General features: G+C 70.8%; 16 protein-coding genes. 12 read left to right on the top strand and 4 right to left on the bottom strand.

Annotated features, from left to right (window positions below):
* Nucleotides 1-177 precede the first annotated feature (177 nt).
* The 8 genes from map (at nt 178) to truA (ending at nt 5,583) form a co-directional block, all read left to right on the top strand.
* Nucleotides 178-1,014 (top strand): type I methionyl aminopeptidase, encoded by an 837-nt coding sequence (gene map / locus ACFYW1_RS12690; protein ID WP_388990760.1) that lies wholly within the window; start codon nt 178-180, stop codon nt 1,012-1,014.
* A 257-nt stretch (nt 1,015-1,271) separates the two neighbouring features.
* Nucleotides 1,272-1,493 (top strand): translation initiation factor IF-1, encoded by a 222-nt coding sequence (infA, locus tag ACFYW1_RS12685; protein ID WP_003956442.1) that lies wholly within the window; start codon nt 1,272-1,274, stop codon nt 1,491-1,493.
* 59 nt (nt 1,494-1,552) lie between these two features.
* The gene (gene rpmJ / locus ACFYW1_RS12680; protein ID WP_003956441.1) at nt 1,553-1,666 is read left to right on the top strand and encodes a 50S ribosomal protein L36; all 114 of its coding nucleotides are present in this window, start codon (nt 1,553-1,555) and stop codon (nt 1,664-1,666) included.
* A 194-nt stretch (nt 1,667-1,860) separates the two neighbouring features.
* Entirely contained in the window at nt 1,861-2,241 is a 381-nt protein-coding gene (gene rpsM, locus ACFYW1_RS12675) for a 30S ribosomal protein S13 (protein ID WP_148838713.1), read from the top strand.
* Nucleotides 2,242-2,345: 104 nt separating this feature from the next.
* The gene (gene rpsK / locus ACFYW1_RS12670) at nt 2,346-2,750 is read left to right on the top strand and encodes a 30S ribosomal protein S11 (protein WP_125496499.1); all 405 of its coding nucleotides are present in this window, start codon (nt 2,346-2,348) and stop codon (nt 2,748-2,750) included.
* 137 nt (nt 2,751-2,887) lie between these two features.
* The gene (locus ACFYW1_RS12665; RefSeq protein ID WP_003966937.1) at nt 2,888-3,910 is read left to right on the top strand and encodes a DNA-directed RNA polymerase subunit alpha; all 1,023 of its coding nucleotides are present in this window, start codon (nt 2,888-2,890) and stop codon (nt 3,908-3,910) included.
* Between the two features lie 208 nt (nt 3,911-4,118).
* Entirely contained in the window at nt 4,119-4,622 is a 504-nt protein-coding gene (gene rplQ / locus ACFYW1_RS12660; RefSeq protein WP_388990755.1) for a 50S ribosomal protein L17, read from the top strand.
* 106 nt (nt 4,623-4,728) lie between these two features.
* Nucleotides 4,729-5,583 (top strand): tRNA pseudouridine(38-40) synthase TruA, encoded by an 855-nt coding sequence (truA, locus tag ACFYW1_RS12655; protein ID WP_388990752.1) that lies wholly within the window; start codon nt 4,729-4,731, stop codon nt 5,581-5,583.
* Nucleotides 5,584-5,590: 7 nt separating this feature from the next.
* Here the strand turns inward: truA and ACFYW1_RS12650 are convergent, their stop codons facing one another.
* Both ACFYW1_RS12650 and ACFYW1_RS12645 read right to left on the bottom strand, forming a co-directional pair.
* Nucleotides 5,591-7,534 carry a hypothetical protein gene (locus ACFYW1_RS12650; RefSeq protein ID WP_388990750.1) on the bottom strand — a complete coding sequence of 648 codons (1,944 nt, stop codon included), beginning with the start codon at nt 7,532-7,534 and terminating at the stop codon, nt 5,591-5,593.
* Between the two features lie 17 nt (nt 7,535-7,551).
* Nucleotides 7,552-8,406 carry a hypothetical protein gene (locus tag ACFYW1_RS12645; protein ID WP_388990748.1) on the bottom strand — a complete coding sequence of 285 codons (855 nt, stop codon included), beginning with the start codon at nt 8,404-8,406 and terminating at the stop codon, nt 7,552-7,554.
* Between the two features lie 81 nt (nt 8,407-8,487).
* Between ACFYW1_RS12645 and ACFYW1_RS12640 the strand changes: the two genes are divergently transcribed.
* The 4 genes from ACFYW1_RS12640 to glmM all read left to right on the top strand — a co-directional run bounded on the left by ACFYW1_RS12640 (nt 8,488) and on the right by glmM (nt 12,996).
* Entirely contained in the window at nt 8,488-10,116 is a 1,629-nt protein-coding gene (locus ACFYW1_RS12640; RefSeq protein WP_388990799.1) for an ABC-F family ATP-binding cassette domain-containing protein, read from the top strand.
* Between the two features lie 274 nt (nt 10,117-10,390).
* On the top strand, nt 10,391-10,834 hold the full coding sequence (gene rplM / locus ACFYW1_RS12635; protein ID WP_148838718.1) for a 50S ribosomal protein L13: 444 nt from the start codon (nt 10,391-10,393) through the stop codon (nt 10,832-10,834).
* 44 nt (nt 10,835-10,878) lie between these two features.
* Nucleotides 10,879-11,406, top strand: a complete 528-nt coding sequence (rpsI, locus tag ACFYW1_RS12630) for a 30S ribosomal protein S9 (RefSeq protein WP_072486701.1) — start codon at nt 10,879-10,881, stop codon at nt 11,404-11,406.
* A 231-nt stretch (nt 11,407-11,637) separates the two neighbouring features.
* On the top strand, nt 11,638-12,996 hold the full coding sequence (gene glmM / locus ACFYW1_RS12625) for a phosphoglucosamine mutase (protein ID WP_388990745.1): 1,359 nt from the start codon (nt 11,638-11,640) through the stop codon (nt 12,994-12,996).
* A 118-nt stretch (nt 12,997-13,114) separates the two neighbouring features.
* Here glmM and ACFYW1_RS12620 read toward each other — a convergent pair whose 3' ends face one another.
* On the bottom strand, nt 13,115-14,089 hold the full coding sequence (locus ACFYW1_RS12620) for a DUF389 domain-containing protein (protein WP_388990743.1): 975 nt from the start codon (nt 14,087-14,089) through the stop codon (nt 13,115-13,117).
* A 50-nt stretch (nt 14,090-14,139) separates the two neighbouring features.
* Entirely contained in the window at nt 14,140-15,135 is a 996-nt protein-coding gene (gene coaA / locus ACFYW1_RS12615) for a type I pantothenate kinase (RefSeq protein WP_388990741.1), read from the bottom strand.
* Nucleotides 15,136-15,160 lie beyond the last annotated feature (25 nt).

Raw genomic sequence — 15,160 nt, 5'->3', positions numbered from 1 at the left:
CCCCCCCCCCCCCCCCCCCCCCCCCCCCCCCCCCCCCCCCCCCCCCCCCCCCCCCCCCCCCCCCCCCCCCCCCCCCCCCCCCCCCCCCCCCCGACTGCTTGCGCCGTATCGTTGTCCCGGTACGCCGCATCCCCCGACCACGGTCCGATGCAGTCCGACGCAGAGAGGCGCCGCGCAATGGTGCAGATCAAGACCCCCGAGCAGATCGCGAAGATGCGCGAGGCAGGGCTGGTGGTCGCTGCCATTCACGCGGCCACCCGTGAGGCGGCGGTGCCCGGCGCCACCACGCGCGACCTGGACCAGGTCGCCCGCAAGGTGATCGCCGACCACGGCGCCAAGTCGAACTTCCTCGGATACGGCGGTTTCCCCGCGACGATCTGCACCTCGGTCAACGAGGTCGTCGTCCACGGCATCCCGGACGACAAGACCGTCCTCAAGGACGGCGACATCATCTCCATCGACGCCGGAGCCATCGTCGACGGCTGGCACGGCGACGCCGCGTACACCGCCTTCGTCGGCACCGGTCACGCCCCGGAACTGGTCGAGCTGTCCCGGGTCACCGAGGAATCGATGTGGGCCGGCATCGCCGCGATGAAGGTGAACAACCGGCTCGTGGACATCTCCAGGGCGATCGAGACCTACATCCACCGCCAGCCCCGCCCCGCCACCGGCAAGTACGGGATCATCGAGGACTACGGCGGCCACGGCATCGGCACCGAGATGCACATGGACCCGCACCTGCTGAACTACGTCGCCCGCAAGCGCGGCAAGGGCATCAAGCTGGTCCCCGGCGTCTGCCTGGCCATCGAGCCGATGGTCTCGCTGGGCACGGCGCGGACCGAGGTGCTTCAGGACGACTGGACCGTCATCACGACGGACGGCACCTGGTCCTCCCACTGGGAGCACTCGATCGCCCTCACCGAGCAGGGCCCCCTGGTCCTGACCGCCCCCGACTGCGGCCGGGCGAAGCTGGCGCAGTACGGCATCGAGGCGGCCCCGGACCCGCTCGGCTGAGCCGCGGCCCGGTCCGGTACCGGTACCGGCGGTGGGGCCCGCGGGGAACGTGTGGGCCGAGGGGCCGACGGGGGCCGCGGGGTGGATTTGACCCGCTTGCGAAGGTCTAAGGATCTCCTCGGCTGGGCAAACTTGACGGATTCGTCTTTTGAGGTCCGCTGACGTAGACTGACTCGTCGGCTCTCGTGCATCAGTGTGTCCACATTCCACATGCGATGACGGAAGTCGATCAAGGTAGCCGATTCGAAAGGCGAAGCGTGGCCAAGAAGCAAGGTGCCATCGAAATTGAGGGCACCGTGATCGAGTCCCTCCCGAACGCCATGTTCAAGGTGGAACTCCAGAACGGTCACAAGGTCCTCGCGCACATCAGCGGCAAGATGCGGATGCACTACATCCGAATCCTTCCGGATGACCGGGTCGTCGTGGAGCTCTCCCCGTACGACCTGACGCGTGGCCGGATCGTCTACCGCTACAAGTAGATCTTGCCTGCACCCGCCTCGGCGCGGTGATGGCACTGACCCGGAGAACCTGACATCCCATGAAGGTCAAGCCGAGCGTCAAGAAGATCTGCGACAAGTGCAAGGTGATCCGCCGTCACGGCCGGGTCATGGTCATCTGCGACAACCTGCGCCACAAGCAGCGCCAGGGCTGACGCACGACCCCCTGCATCTCGCAGCACTTCGCGCGACGCACGTAACACCGTACATACGCAGAGTCCGTCCAAGCTTCGGCTGACGACACCTCCGGCGGGGGCCGGGGACCCGGACGTACCACCTCTCCCAGGAGGGGTCGGCGGCCGGGAGCGGCACTGCGGAAGACCCCCGAAATGACAACTGGAGCCATTGCATGGCACGCGTTTCAGGTGTTGACATCCCGCGCGAAAAGCGTGTGGAAGTCGCCCTCACCTACGTCTTCGGCATCGGGCGCACCCGGTCCAAGGAGATCCTCGCCGCCACCGACGTGAACCCGAACACCCGCGTTCGCGACCTGGCCGAAGAGGACCTGGTCAAGATCCGCGAGTACGTGGACGCCAACCTCCGCACCGAGGGTGACCTCCGCCGCGAGATCCAGGCCGACATCCGCCGCAAGGTCGAGATCGGCTGCTACCAGGGTCTGCGTCACCGCCGTGGCCTGCCGGTCCACGGTCAGCGCACCAGCACGAACGCTCGTACCCGCAAGGGCCCGCGTCGCGCGATCGCCGGTAAGAAGAAGCCGGGCAAGAAGTAGTCCTCAGCGGACGCACTGCGGACGTCCGGACCACCGGAACCCGCAGCAACCAGCGGTCTTCGCTGTAGGACCGATCACCTCCCCTCTCCATCTGGAGTCAAGACATGCCCCCCAAGGGTCGTCAGGGCGCTACCAAGAAGGTGCGTCGCAAGGAAAAGAAGAACGTCGCTCACGGCCACGCGCACATCAAGAGCACGTTCAACAACACCATCGTCTCGATCACGGACCCCTCGGGCAACGTGATCTCCTGGGCCTCCGCCGGCCACGTCGGCTTCAAGGGCTCGCGCAAGTCCACCCCCTTCGCCGCGCAGATGGCCGCCGAGTCGGCCGCCCGCCGCGCGCAGGAGCACGGCATGCGCAAGGTTGACGTCTTCGTGAAGGGTCCGGGCTCCGGCCGCGAGACCGCGATCCGTTCGCTCCAGGCCACCGGCCTGGAGGTCGGCTCGATCCAGGACGTCACCCCGACGCCGCACAACGGCTGCCGTCCGCCGAAGCGTCGTCGCGTCTGATCCGTCACGGTCGGTGACGACCGTGCGTCAGTGACGCGGATCCGGGCGGTATGTCCCTTCCGGGGGCATGCCGCCCGTATCCTTGTTTCATCTGTCGGGCATCAAATAGTGGGTGCCCACGACTGAAGGATCTCCACATGCTTATCGCTCAGCGTCCGTCGCTGACCGAAGAGGTCGTCGACGAGTTCCGCTCCCGGTTCGTCATCGAGCCGCTGGAGCCGGGCTTCGGCTACACCCTCGGCAACTCGCTCCGCCGCACGCTCCTCTCCTCGATCCCCGGTGCCGCCGTCACCAGCATCCGGATCGACGGTGTCCTGCACGAGTTCACCACCGTGCCGGGCGTCAAGGAGGACGTCACCGACCTCATCCTCAACATCAAGCAGCTGGTCGTCTCCTCGGAGCACGACGAGCCGGTCGTGATGTACCTGCGCAAGCAGGGCCCCGGCCTGGTCACCGCTGCCGACATCGCCCCGCCGGCCGGTGTCGAGGTCCACAACCCGGACCTGGTCCTGGCCACGCTCAACGGCAAGGGCAAGCTGGAGATGGAGCTGACCGTCGAGCGCGGTCGCGGCTACGTCTCCGCCGTCCAGAACAAGCAGGTGGGCCAGGAGATCGGCCGCATTCCGGTCGACTCCATCTACTCGCCGGTGCTCAAGGTCACCTACAAGGTCGAGGCGACCCGTGTCGAGCAGCGCACCGACTTCGACAAGCTGATCGTCGACGTCGAGACCAAGCAGGCCATGCGTCCGCGCGACGCCATGGCCTCGGCCGGCAAGACCCTGGTCGAGCTGTTCGGCCTGGCGCGCGAGCTCAACATCGACGCCGAGGGCATCGACATGGGCCCGTCCCCGACGGACGCCGCGCTCGCCGCCGACCTGGCGCTGCCGATCGAGGAGCTGGAGCTCACGGTCCGCTCCTACAACTGCCTCAAGCGCGAGGGCATCCACTCCGTGGGTGAGCTCGTCGCCCGCTCCGAGGCCGACCTGCTCGACATCCGCAACTTCGGTGCGAAGTCGATCGACGAGGTCAAGGCGAAGCTGGCCGGCATGGGCCTGGCGCTCAAGGACAGCCCGCCCGGATTCGACCCGACCGCCGCCGCCGACGCCTTCGGCGCCGACGACGACGCGGACGCCGGTTTCGTCGAGACCGAGCAGTACTGATTCGCCTCCGGCCGGGGTGCCCTTCCTGGTGAGGGGCGCCCCGGACCGGAGTGAGGCTCTGTCCTCGACCGCCGGACGGGCTCGATCTTCCGCTGATGACGGATTTCGAGTGCGACCGGCGGACTTCTGATCTTCCGGGTGGCGACCGCCGTCCGGGAACTGACACCGGTACCTGATACGGCCGGTGCAGCACACAAGGAGAAACACCATGCCGAAGCCCGCCAAGGGTGCTCGTCTGGGCGGCAGCGCCGCGCACGAGAAGCTTCTTCTCAACAACCTCGCGAAGTCGCTGTTCGAGCACGGCCGCATCACCACGACCGAGGCCAAGGCCCGCCGCCTGCGTCCGGTCGCCGAGCGCTTCATCACCAAGGCGAAGAAGGGCGACATCCACAACCGTCGCCTGGTGCTGCAGTCGATCACGGACAAGGGCGTCGTCCACACGCTCTTCACCGAGATCGCCCCGCGGTACGAGAACCGCCCCGGTGGTTACACCCGCATCACCAAGATCGGCAACCGTCGTGGCGACAACGCCCCGATGGCCGTCATCGAGCTGGTCGAGGCGCTGACCGTGGCGCAGCAGGCCACCGGTGAGGCCGAGGCCGCCACCAAGCGTGCGGTCAAGGAGGACGCCCTCAAGAAGGACGCCGCCGAGACCGAGGCCGTCGAGGACGCCAAGCCGGCCGACGCCGACGCCGAGTCCAAGGACGCCTGAGCGTTCTGAGACCGCAGGACGGGCCCGCATCACCCTTCGGGGCGGTGCGGGCCCGTTCCGTATGCACCTGATGTACCTGCACGCACCGGTAGTAAAGGACCCTGGGGTGAGTGACGAAGTGGAGCCCGGCTCCGTGCGGCTGCGGCTGGACCTGGCGTACGACGGCAAGGACTTCTCGGGCTGGGCCAAGCAGACCGGGCGGCGGACCGTCCAGGGGGAGATCGAGGACGCGCTGCGGACCGTGACCCGGTCGGGGCGGACGTACGACCTGACGGTCGCCGGGCGTACCGACGCCGGGGTGCACGCCCGGGGGCAGGTCGCCCACGTCGACCTGCCGGCCGAGGTGTGGGAGGAGCACGGGGACAAGCTGCTGCGGCGGATGGCCGGGCGGATGGCGCCCGATGTGCGGATCTGGCGGATCGCTCCGGCGGCCGACGGGTTCAACGCCCGTTTCTCGGCGCTGTGGCGGCGGTACGCGTACCGGGTCTGCGACCGCCCCGGCGGGGTGGACCCCCTGCTGCGGGGGCATGTGCTGTGGCACGACCGGCCGTTGGACGTCGACGCGATGAACGCGGCCGCCGCCCGGATGACGGGGGAGCACGACTTCGCCGCGTACTGCAAGAAGCGCGAGGGTGCGACGACCATCCGCACGCTGCAGAAGCTGAGTTGGGTGCGGGACGGGGCGAGCGGCATCCTGACGGCGACGGTCCAGGCCGACGCGTTCTGCCACAACATGGTCCGGGCGCTGATCGGCGCGGCGCTCTTCGTCGGTGACGGGCGCCGCCCGGCCGAGTGGCCCGCGCAGGTCCTCGCGGCCGGGGTGCGGGACCCCGGGGTGCACGTGGTGCGCCCGCACGGGCTGACGCTGGAGGAAGTCGCCTACCCCGCCGACGAGTTGCTGGCCGAACGGGCCGTGCAGGCGCGCAATGTGCGCACCCTGCCCGGGGCGGGCTGCTGCTGAGCGGGGGTCAGGTCCGTTGCGGTCCGGGTGGGTTCACCGGGGCCGGGGGCTCGTCCGGGGCAACGGCGGCCGCGCCGCGGGTCCTTCGCCACCGCCAGGCCCGTACCAGCCGGACCGCCAGGTAGAGGGCCACCAGGGCGGCCGCCGTACCGCGGACCGGGCGGACCTCCGGGGGTGACCAGCCGAGCACGGCGGCGGCGGTGAACAGCAGCAGGCCCAGCACGCGCAGCAGCCACCAGCCCGCCCCGCGCGGTTCCCGGGAGCCGGGGGGTGCCGGATGGGCGCCGTCCGGCGTGATCAGCGTGGAGCGCACCCCGGCCAGCAGGCCGCGGCGGGCGAGGACCCGGGCGCCGGGGAGGGTGCCGAGGACCTCGGGGCGGTCGCCGAAGCCCGGCGGGAGCGGGGGCAGGGACAGCGCGGCCAGCAGGTCCGCCTGGTGGCGGGGCGGGTCGCCGGTGGAGCGCAGTACGTGCGCCAGCGGGCGGGGGTCGTCGAGGGCGAAGGCGTGGGAGAGGGCCTCGGCCGTGGCGGTGACCGCGGTGTGGTCGGGGGCCGGGGCGGCGGCGTCCCACTCGTGGGCGGCCAGGGGGCGGCCCTTGAGGAACAGGGTGAATCCGCAGCGCTCGGGCGTGCGGCGCAGCACCAGCGTGGGCCACTTCTCGCCGGTGGTGAAGTTGTCGGCCGCCGTGGTCAGCGGGTCCTCGGTTGACAGCAGCGAGCGCTTGGCGGGCCGGGCGTCGGCGACGGCCTCGACGTAGGTGTGGGTGTCGGTGGCCGGCGCGGTGCGCAGCGAGACGCCGCAGACCAGCGCCGCCTGGGCCACGTCCGCCGGGCGGGCCGCGGCGATCGCGACCGCGCAGGGCGCCCCCGGTGCCCACTCGGGGGCGGGGCCGGGGGCGGCGGCGGAGGGGGCGGGGCGGCCGAAGAACGGGGTCCGCGCCGCCAGGTGCACCCGGACGCCGGAGCGGGTGTCCAGGAACTCCTGGCGCGGGTCGTCGCCCAGGTACGCCCAGGGGTACCTGGTCGCGCGGGCGCCGATGGAGCGGAAGGCTTCGAGCGCCTCCTCCCAGCGCTCCGCGCGCAGCAGCATCAGGACGAGGCAGTTGCGGAAACCGGCCGCCTCCGGGCTGCCCGGCCCGTACGCGGCGGAGAGGTCCAGGGCGCGGGCGACCGCGGCGTCGACGCGGTGCGCGTGCGGGTCGGGTCCTTCGTCCGGCGCCCCGGACGACAGGACCGCGTACTCCAGCGCCGCGAACAGCGGCAGCGCGTGCAGCTTCGAGCCGGGCGGGGCGGTGTCGGCGGCGCCCTCGGCGAAGCCGAACATCTCCTCGTGCGAGCCGTGCCACTTCGCGCACAGGTACTGCAGGGCCGCGGCGTGGCACCCGTAGTGGTGCGGGTCGCGGGCCATGACCTGGGCCCAGTAGTCGTCGAAGACCGGGCGGGGGGCCTGGCTGCCCACCGCGTGGGTCAGGGCGATGCGCCACGGCACGGGGTCGGCGGGGTTGAGCTCCGCGGCCCGGCCGATCACCGGGACGGCGTCCTCCAGGAGCGCGAAGAAGGCCCGGAACTGATCGCGCGAGACCTGGTCGGCGCGGTCCGCGGTGCGGATCTCCCACGCCCGGTCGATCCGCAGGGCCGCGTCGACCAGGGCCGCGTCCGGGTCGTCGGGGAGTTCGGCCTGCCAGGCGTCCAGCCAGCCGGGGTTGTGCAGGGCGGCCGAGGAGAGGCGGGAGACGTAGCCGTCCCTCAGCTCCCACTGGGCGTGCTCCCGGGTCGCGGCGAGCAGGGTGCGGGCGGGGCCGTGGTCGCCCCGGGCGGCCGAGGTCAGGGCGGCGCGCAGCGCGGGGTCCGGGGCGTCGACGACGACCGCCTCGTCCGGCGGCAGGTCGGCGCCGACGGCGGCGCTGTGGCGCAGTACGCGGGGGAGGGTGAGGAGGAACGGAAGGCGCACGTGGGTTCCCGGTCGCGTCAGCCGGTGGCCGCGGTCGCCGCCGCCGACGCCTGGAGCTCGCCGCGGTGGTGGATCTGGCGGAACGTGAAGTTCGTCAGGTCGTTGCCGGTGGTGTAGACGTTCTTGTCGGCGGTGGTGACGCTCTTGCCGTTGGTGAACCCGCTGATGGCGAAGTAGGCGTAACGGCCGTAGGAGTTGGCGGTGCGGCGGCAGACGGAGCCGGCCGGGCAGAAGGCGGGCACTCCCGCGCCGCTCAGGGTGGCGATGCTGCCGGACGCCTGCCGGGCCGCCTTCTTGGCCCGTGCCTCCGTCTCGAAGACCGCGATCCCGATGGTGGCGGCGACGCCGTCCTTGCTGTACGTCGCCCGGATCACCTGCTGGCAGCCGTTGTTCACGAGGATCGAGCCGAGTGCGCCCTTGGTGGTGGCGGCGCAGTTCTTGGTCTGCTGGGTCGCGCCCTTGACGTAGCCGCGGTCGCCCATCGTCAGTTTCTTGCCGGGGAAGAAGGAGTCGGCGGTGATCGGCGCCCGGTCCTTCTTCCCGCTGGATATGTAGTCCTTCGGGTTCGGCGGGGGCGGTGGCGCCACCGAGGAGAAGGACGGTTCGGGTTCGGCGGTCTCGGTCGGCAGGTCGGACGGCGCGGGCAGTTCGCTCGCGTGCTTGCCGGACCCGGCGGAGCGGTTGTTCTCGTCGGTCGAGATCACCGCCGTGGCCACGATCGCGCCGACCGCCGCGGTGGCGAGGACCCCGCCGCCGATCAGCAGCCACTTCTTGCGTCGGTTGCGTGCGGCCGAGGCGTCGGCCAGTGCTGCCCAGTCAGGGGTCTGTGCGTCCCCGGGCCCCCAGGAGGGCCCCCCATGCCCAAAGCTCATGCGGCGAATCCTAATGTGCCCCCCGGTCACGGCGGCGAACGGAGCGTAAACCGGTTGGGCACGGCTTCGCGGGCCGTGACAATGCTCTGCATGGGACATCTCGAAGCAGGCCACCTTGAGTACTACCTACCGGATGGGCGGGTACTGCTCGGTGATGCCTCGTTCAGGGTGGCGGACGGGGCGGTGGTCGCCCTCGTGGGGGCCAACGGCGCCGGGAAGACGACCCTGCTGCGGCTGCTCTCCGGGGAGATCCAGCCGCACGGCGGCACCGTCTCGGTGAGCGGCGGGCTCGGGGTGATGCCGCAGTTCGTGGGCTCGGTGCGGGACGAGCGCACGGTCCGGGACCTGCTGGTCTCCGTCTCCCAGCCCCGCATCCGGGAGGCGGCCCTGGCGGTCGACCGGGCCGAGGAGCTGATCCTCACGGTCGACGACGAGGCCGCGCAGATGAAGTACGCGCAGGCCCTGAGCGACTGGGCGGAGGCCCGCGGGTACGAGGCCGAGACCGTCTGGGACATGTGCACCACGGCCGCGCTCGGCGTCCCGTACGAGAAGGCGCAGTGGCGCGAGGTGCGCACCCTGTCCGGCGGTGAGCAGAAGCGGCTGGTGCTGGAGGCGCTGCTGCGCGGGCCCGACGAGGTGCTGCTGCTCGACGAGCCGGACAACTACCTCGACGTGCCCGGCAAGCGGTGGCTGGAGGAGCGGCTGAAGGAGACCCGCAAGACGGTCCTGTTCGTCTCCCACGACCGCGAGCTGCTGGCCCGCGCCGCCGAGAAGATCGTCAGCGTGGAGCCCAGTCCGGCGGGCAGCGACGTATGGGTGCACGGTGGCGGCTTCGACACGTACCACCAGGCGCGCAAGGACCGGTTCGCCCGGTTCGAGGAGCTGCTGCGGCGCTGGGAGGAGGAGCACGCCCGGCTGAAGGCGCTGGTCCTCCGGCTCCGGCAGCAGGCGGCGAACAGCCCCGACATGGCGTCCCGCTACCGGGCGATGCAGACCCGCTTCAAGAAGTTCGAGGACGCGGGCCCGCCGCCGGAGCCGCCGCGCGAGCAGGACATCAGGATGCGGCTGCGCGGCGGCCGGACCGGGGTGCGGGCGGTGACCTGCGAGAACCTTGAGCTGACCGGGCTGATGAAGCCGTTCGACCTGGAGGTCTTCTACGGGGAACGGGTCGCCGTCCTCGGTTCGAACGGCTCCGGAAAGTCGCACTTCCTGCGTCTCCTGGCGGGCGAGCCGGTGGCGCACACGGGGCGGTGGAAGCTCGGGGCGCGGGTCGTGCCGGGACACTTCGCGCAGACCCACGCCCACCCGGAGCTGCTGGGGCACACGCTCGTCGAGATCCTGTGGACCGAGCATGCCAGGGACCGCGGCGCCGCGATGTCCGTGCTGCGCCGCTACGAGCTGGAGCGGCAGGGCGACCAGCCCTTCGAGAAGCTGTCCGGCGGTCAGCAGGCCCGTTTCCAGATCCTGCTCCTGGAGCTGGCCGGCACGACCGCGCTGCTGCTCGACGAGCCCACGGACAACCTCGACCTGGAGTCGGCCGAGGCGCTCCAGGACGGGCTGGAGGCGTACGAGGGGACGGTGCTGGCCGTCACGCACGACCGCTGGTTCGCGAAGTCCTTCGACCGCTATCTGGTCTTCGGCTCCGACGGGGTCGTGCGCGAGACGCGGGAGCCGGTGTGGGACGAGCGCCGGGTGGAGCGGGCGCGGTAGGGCTCCCGGGAGCGGCGGGGCCGGGGCGGGCGGCGGAGGCGGCCGGCCCCGGCCCCGCGTTTTGACCCGCCCGGGGCGGGGCGGGTAATGTCGACTGCTGTTATGCATATGGGCTACGTGTTCTCACACCGGGAGCCCTTGCGTAAGTTCTCTGGAGCAGTTACCAGTGGCTCGCATACGGGCAGCGTCCCGGCACTGTGAGCCCCAGCTGCATGATCGCTTCAGAGGTGTCGTGTGTATGGACCCCATCCACTGAAGAAGCGAAGGCTACGAAGTGCGTACGTACAGCCCCAAGCCCGGCGATGTCACTCGCCAGTGGCACATCATCGACGCTCAGGACATCGTCCTGGGTCGTCTGGCCACCACGGCTGCGAACCTTCTCCGCGGTAAGCACAAGGCGATCTACGCCCCCCACATGGACATGGGCGACTTCGTCATCATCATCAACGCCGACAAGGTTCACCTGTCCGGCAACAAGAAGACCCAGAAGATGGCGTACCGCCACTCCGGGTTCCCGGGTGGTCTGCGCTCCGTCCGTTACGACGAGCTGCTCGCCAAGAGCCCCGAGAAGGCCGTCGAGAAGGCCATCAAGGGCATGATCCCCAAGAACAGCCTGGGCCGCCAGATGCTCTCGAAGCTCAAGGTCTACGCGGGCGACCAGCACCCGCACGCTGCTCAGCAGCCGGTCCCGTTCGAGATCACCCAGGTCGCGCAGTAGTTCCGGCCTCCCCCTAAGACCAAAAGAAAGATCTGAGGAGAATCGTGGCCGAGACCACTGTTGAGAACCCCGTCGAGGGCACCGAGGGCGAAGAGGTCTTCGCCGAGGTCACCACCTTCGAGTCCGAGGTTCCCGTCGAGGGCGAGTACACCAGCGAGTCGCTGGCGTCCCGCTTCGGCGACCCGCAGCCCGCCGCCGGCCTTGGCCGTCGGAAGAACGCCATCGCCCGCGTCCGGATCGTTCCGGGCACCGGCAAGTGGAAGATCAACGGTCGCACCCTTGAGGACTACTTCCCCAACAAGGTGCACCAGCAGGAAGTCAACGAGCCCTTCAAGGTGCTCGAGCTCGACAACCGCTACGACGTCATCGCCCGCATCTCGGGTGGCGGCGTCTCGGGTCAGGCCGGTGCCCTGCGCCTCGGCGTGGCCCGTGCGCTGAACGAGGCCGACGTGGACAACAACCGTCCCACGCTGAAGAAGGCCGGCTTCCTCTCCCGCGACGACCGTGCGGTCGAGCGCAAGAAGGCCGGTCTCAAGAAGGCCCGTAAGGCCCCGCAGTACAGCAAGCGCTAAACCGCCTGCTCATCTGCTTTACGCGCACGCCCCGGCGGCACACCTCGTGCTGCCGGGGCGTTCGTTTATCGACACCTCCGGGCGTATAACGGCATAAGACGTTCATAGTCTTGTTTGCGTGACGTTGTGTTGCTCGGCGTTCGATGCGCGGTGTTGTGCGCATTGTGTCGTTGTGTTGCATTGCTTTGGTCGGTTTGGTTTGCGGTTTCGGAGCATCTTCGGAGGACACCAGTGGGACGACTCTTCGGCACGGACGGCGTGCGCGGTGTCGCCAATGCGGATCTGACGGCGGAGCTGGCGCTCGGCCTCTCGGTGGCCGCGGCGCACGTGCTCACCGAGGGGAGCGCCGCCGACGGCGCCCGGCCGACGGCCGTGGTGGGCCGTGACCCACGGGCCTCCGGGGAATTCCTGGAGGCCGCGATCGTGGCCGGCCTCGCCAGCGCGGGCGTGGACGTCCTGCGGGTCGGTGTGCTGCCCACCCCCGCGGTGGCGTACCTCACCGGCGCGCTGGGGGCCGACCTCGGCGTGATGCTCTCGGCGAGCCACAACTCCATGCCGGACAACGGTGTCAAGTTCATCGCCCGCGGCGGTCACAAGCTCTCCGACGAGCTGGAGGACCGGATCGAGTCGCTCTACGAGCAGCACCGCACCGGTGAGCCGTGGGAGCGCCCGACCGGTGCCGGTGTGGGGCGCGTCACCGAGTACACGGAGGGCTTCGACCGTTACGTGGCCCACCTCGTCGCGGTCCTGCCGAACCGGCTCGACGGGCTGAAGGTGGTGCTCGACGAGGCGCACGGGGCCGCCGCCCGCGTCTCGCCGGAGGCATTCGCCCGGGCCGGCGCCGAGGTGATCACGATCGGGGCCGACCCGACCGGCCTGAACATCAACGACGGCTGCGGTTCCACCCATCTGGAGCCGCTGAAGGCCGCCGTCGTCGAGCACGGCGCCGACTTCGGCATCGCGCACGACGGCGACGCCGACCGCTGCCTGGCGGTGGACGCCTCCGGTGAGGAGGTCGACGGCGACCAGATCCTCTCCGTCCTGGCCCTCGCCATGCGCGAGGCCGGGCAGCTGCGCAAGGACACCGTGGTCGGCACGGTCATGTCCAACCTCGGCTTCAAGATCGCGATGGAGCGGGAGGGCATCCGGCTCGTCCAGACCGCCGTCGGCGACCGCTACGTGCTGGAGTCGATGAAGGCCGAGGGCTACGCGCTGGGCGGCGAGCAGTCCGGCCACGTCATCGTCCTGGACCACGCCACGACCGGCGACGGCACGCTGACCGGCCTGCTGCTGGCGGCCCGGGTCGCCGCCACCGGCCGTACGCTCGCCGACCTGGCCGGGGTCATGCAGCGGCTGCCGCAGCTGCTGATCAACGTCCCCGACGTGGACAAGTCCCGGGTCGGGACCTCCCCGGAGATCGCCGAGGCCGTCGCCGAGGCCGAGCGCGAGCTGGGCTCCACCGGGCGCGTGCTGCTGCGCCAGTCGGGCACCGAGCCGCTGGTGCGGGTCATGGTCGAGGCGGCCGACATCGAGCAGGCGCGGGCCGTCGCCGAGCGGCTCGCCGACGTGGTGAAGTGCGCGCTCGGCTGACCGCCGCCGCACGGACCGGGGCCGTCCCGCGATTCCCGACCGCCGGGGGATCGCGGGACGGCCTTTTCCGTTCGCGGCCTTCCGCCCCGGCGGTCTTCCGCCCCCGGCGGCCGGTTCCTCAGGGGCGGTCGCCGGTCCTCTTCCGGTCCCGGTCGCCGGACGGGCCCGTCCGGCGGTGGCGGGCCGCCCACAGGGTCCGCTGGACCAGCAGCGTCAGGGTGCCCGCGACCACGATCCCGCCGAGGTTGGCCATCAGCTGGGCCGAGGAGCCCCACATCTGGCCGTAGTCGCTGTAGCTGAACGCCACCGCCGCGTTGGCCGCCGCCGGCACGGTCGTCACCGAGATGGCGACCCCGATCAGCGCCCCGGACTTCGCCGAGGTGAGCGAGAGCGTCCCGGCGATCCCGGCCAGGAACGCCACCACGAACGACATCGCGTCCGGCTTCCAGATGAACGCCGTGTTGGGACGCTCCCCCTCGATCATCGAGCGGGCGAACAGCCCGAAGGAGTCCATCAGCCAGGCGAACCCGGCCGTCAGCACCATCGCGACGGCGAAGCCGCCGACCAGCGCGTACAGGGACCGCAGCGCCGGCCGGGGCGCGCGTTGCACCAGGGCGGTGGAGATCCCGGCCAGCGGGCCGAACTCCGGGCCGACCGCCATCGCGCCCACGATCAGGATCGCGTTGTCGAGCATCACACCGCAGGCGGCGAGCATCGTCGCGACCGCGAGGAACGCCACGTACGTGACGCTGAACGTCGACTCCTCGTGGGTCGCCTCCGTCAGCTCCTCCCACAGCACCGCGTCCGCGCCCTCGCCCGGGGCGGCCTCCTCGGCCCGGTCGGCGTGCGCGGAGAGCGTCAGGTCCATGTTCTCGACGGTGATCGAACCGGACTCGTCGATGCCCAGCCCGCGCAGCGCGGAGATCAGCCCGTCGCCCGCCTCACGGGCCACGTCGCACAGGACCAGGTCGCCGACGGGGTCGCGGGCGGCCCCCGTCATCACCACGAGGTGCGTCGTGCCGACGGTGTTCTCCACCAGGCGGAGCACCTCGTCCGTGCGGCCGGAGGGGACGATCAGACGCAGATGCAGCACGCGGGCGCTCCCGGGGGCGAGGACGGCGGGAAGAGAGCGGGGGAAGGGGCTCAGAGCTTGCGCAGGGACAGCCGCTGGACCTTGTGGTCCGGGCCCTTGCGCAGCACCAGGGTGGCACGGCCCCGGGTGGGTGCGACGTTCTCCACCAGGTTCGGCTTGTTGATGGTCCGCCACATCGTCGCCGCGTACTCCATGGCCTCCTCCTCGGAGACCTGGGTGTACTTGCGGAAGTACGAGGACGGGTCCTGGAACGCGGTGTCGCGCAGCTTGCGGAAGCGGTTGAGGTACCAGGTCTCGATGTCCTCGGTGCGCGCGTCCACGTACACGCTGAAGTCGAAGTAGTCGGCGAGCCCGACCCTGGTCCGGCCGTCCTTGCCGGGCAGCGCGGGCTGGAGGACGTTGAGCCCCTCGACGATCAGGATGTCGGGGCGGCGCACGCTGAGCCGCTCGTCCGGGACGATGTCGTAGATCAGGTGCGAGTAGACGGGCGCCGTCACCTCGTCCTTGCCGGCCTTGATGTCGGCGACGAAACGGGTCAGGGCCCGCCGGTCGTACGACTCGGGGAAGCCCTTGCGGGACATCAGGCCGCGGGCCCGCAGCTCCTTCATCGACAGCAGGAAGCCGTCGGTGGTCACCAGCTCGACGCGCGGGTGCTCGGGCCAGCGGGCCAGCAGTGCCTGGAGGATGCGCGCGGTGGTGGACTTGCCGACCGCGACGCTGCCCGCGACGCCTATGACGAACGGGGTGCCGCGCTGCTCGCCGTGGCCGTTCCCGGCGTCCCCGAGGAAGGTGTTCAGCGCGCCGCGCAGGCCCGAGGTGGCCTGGACGTAGAGGTTGAGGAGACGGGAGAGCGGCAGGTAGACGTCCCGTACCTCGTCGAGGTCGATGACGTCCCCGAGGCCGCGCAGCCGCTCGACCTCGTCGGCGCTCAGCGGCAGCGGGGTCTTGTCGCGCAGGGCGCTCCATTCGGCGCGGGACAGATCGACGTACGGCGTCGCCGCGGGCTCGGCGCGTCGGTGGGTGCTCCGTGGCGGCGAAGTGATCACGGGTTCATTCTCGCGGGAGTTCGAA

Source organism: Streptomyces sp. NPDC002669 (assembly GCF_042889165.1).
Lineage (GTDB): Bacteria > Actinomycetota > Actinomycetes > Streptomycetales > Streptomycetaceae > Streptomyces.
The sequence above is the reverse complement of the archived record's forward strand: the minus strand, read 5'-3'. Positions and strand labels throughout refer to the sequence as shown.

Coding starts and splice junctions, on each gene's coding strand:
- map (WP_388990760.1), top strand. CDS start 178: ATGGTGCAGATCAAGACCCCCGAGCAGATCGCGAAGATGCGCGAGGCA.
- rpmJ (WP_003956441.1), top strand. CDS start 1,553: ATGAAGGTCAAGCCGAGCGTCAAGAAGATCTGCGACAAGTGCAAGGTG.
- rpsM (WP_148838713.1), top strand. CDS start 1,861: ATGGCACGCGTTTCAGGTGTTGACATCCCGCGCGAAAAGCGTGTGGAA.
- rpsK (WP_125496499.1), top strand. CDS start 2,346: ATGCCCCCCAAGGGTCGTCAGGGCGCTACCAAGAAGGTGCGTCGCAAG.
- ACFYW1_RS12665 (WP_003966937.1), top strand. CDS start 2,888: ATGCTTATCGCTCAGCGTCCGTCGCTGACCGAAGAGGTCGTCGACGAG.
- rplQ (WP_388990755.1), top strand. CDS start 4,119: ATGCCGAAGCCCGCCAAGGGTGCTCGTCTGGGCGGCAGCGCCGCGCAC.
- ACFYW1_RS12645 (WP_388990748.1), bottom strand. CDS start 8,406: ATGAGCTTTGGGCATGGGGGGCCCTCCTGGGGGCCCGGGGACGCACAG.
- ACFYW1_RS12640 (WP_388990799.1), top strand. CDS start 8,488: ATGCTCTGCATGGGACATCTCGAAGCAGGCCACCTTGAGTACTACCTA.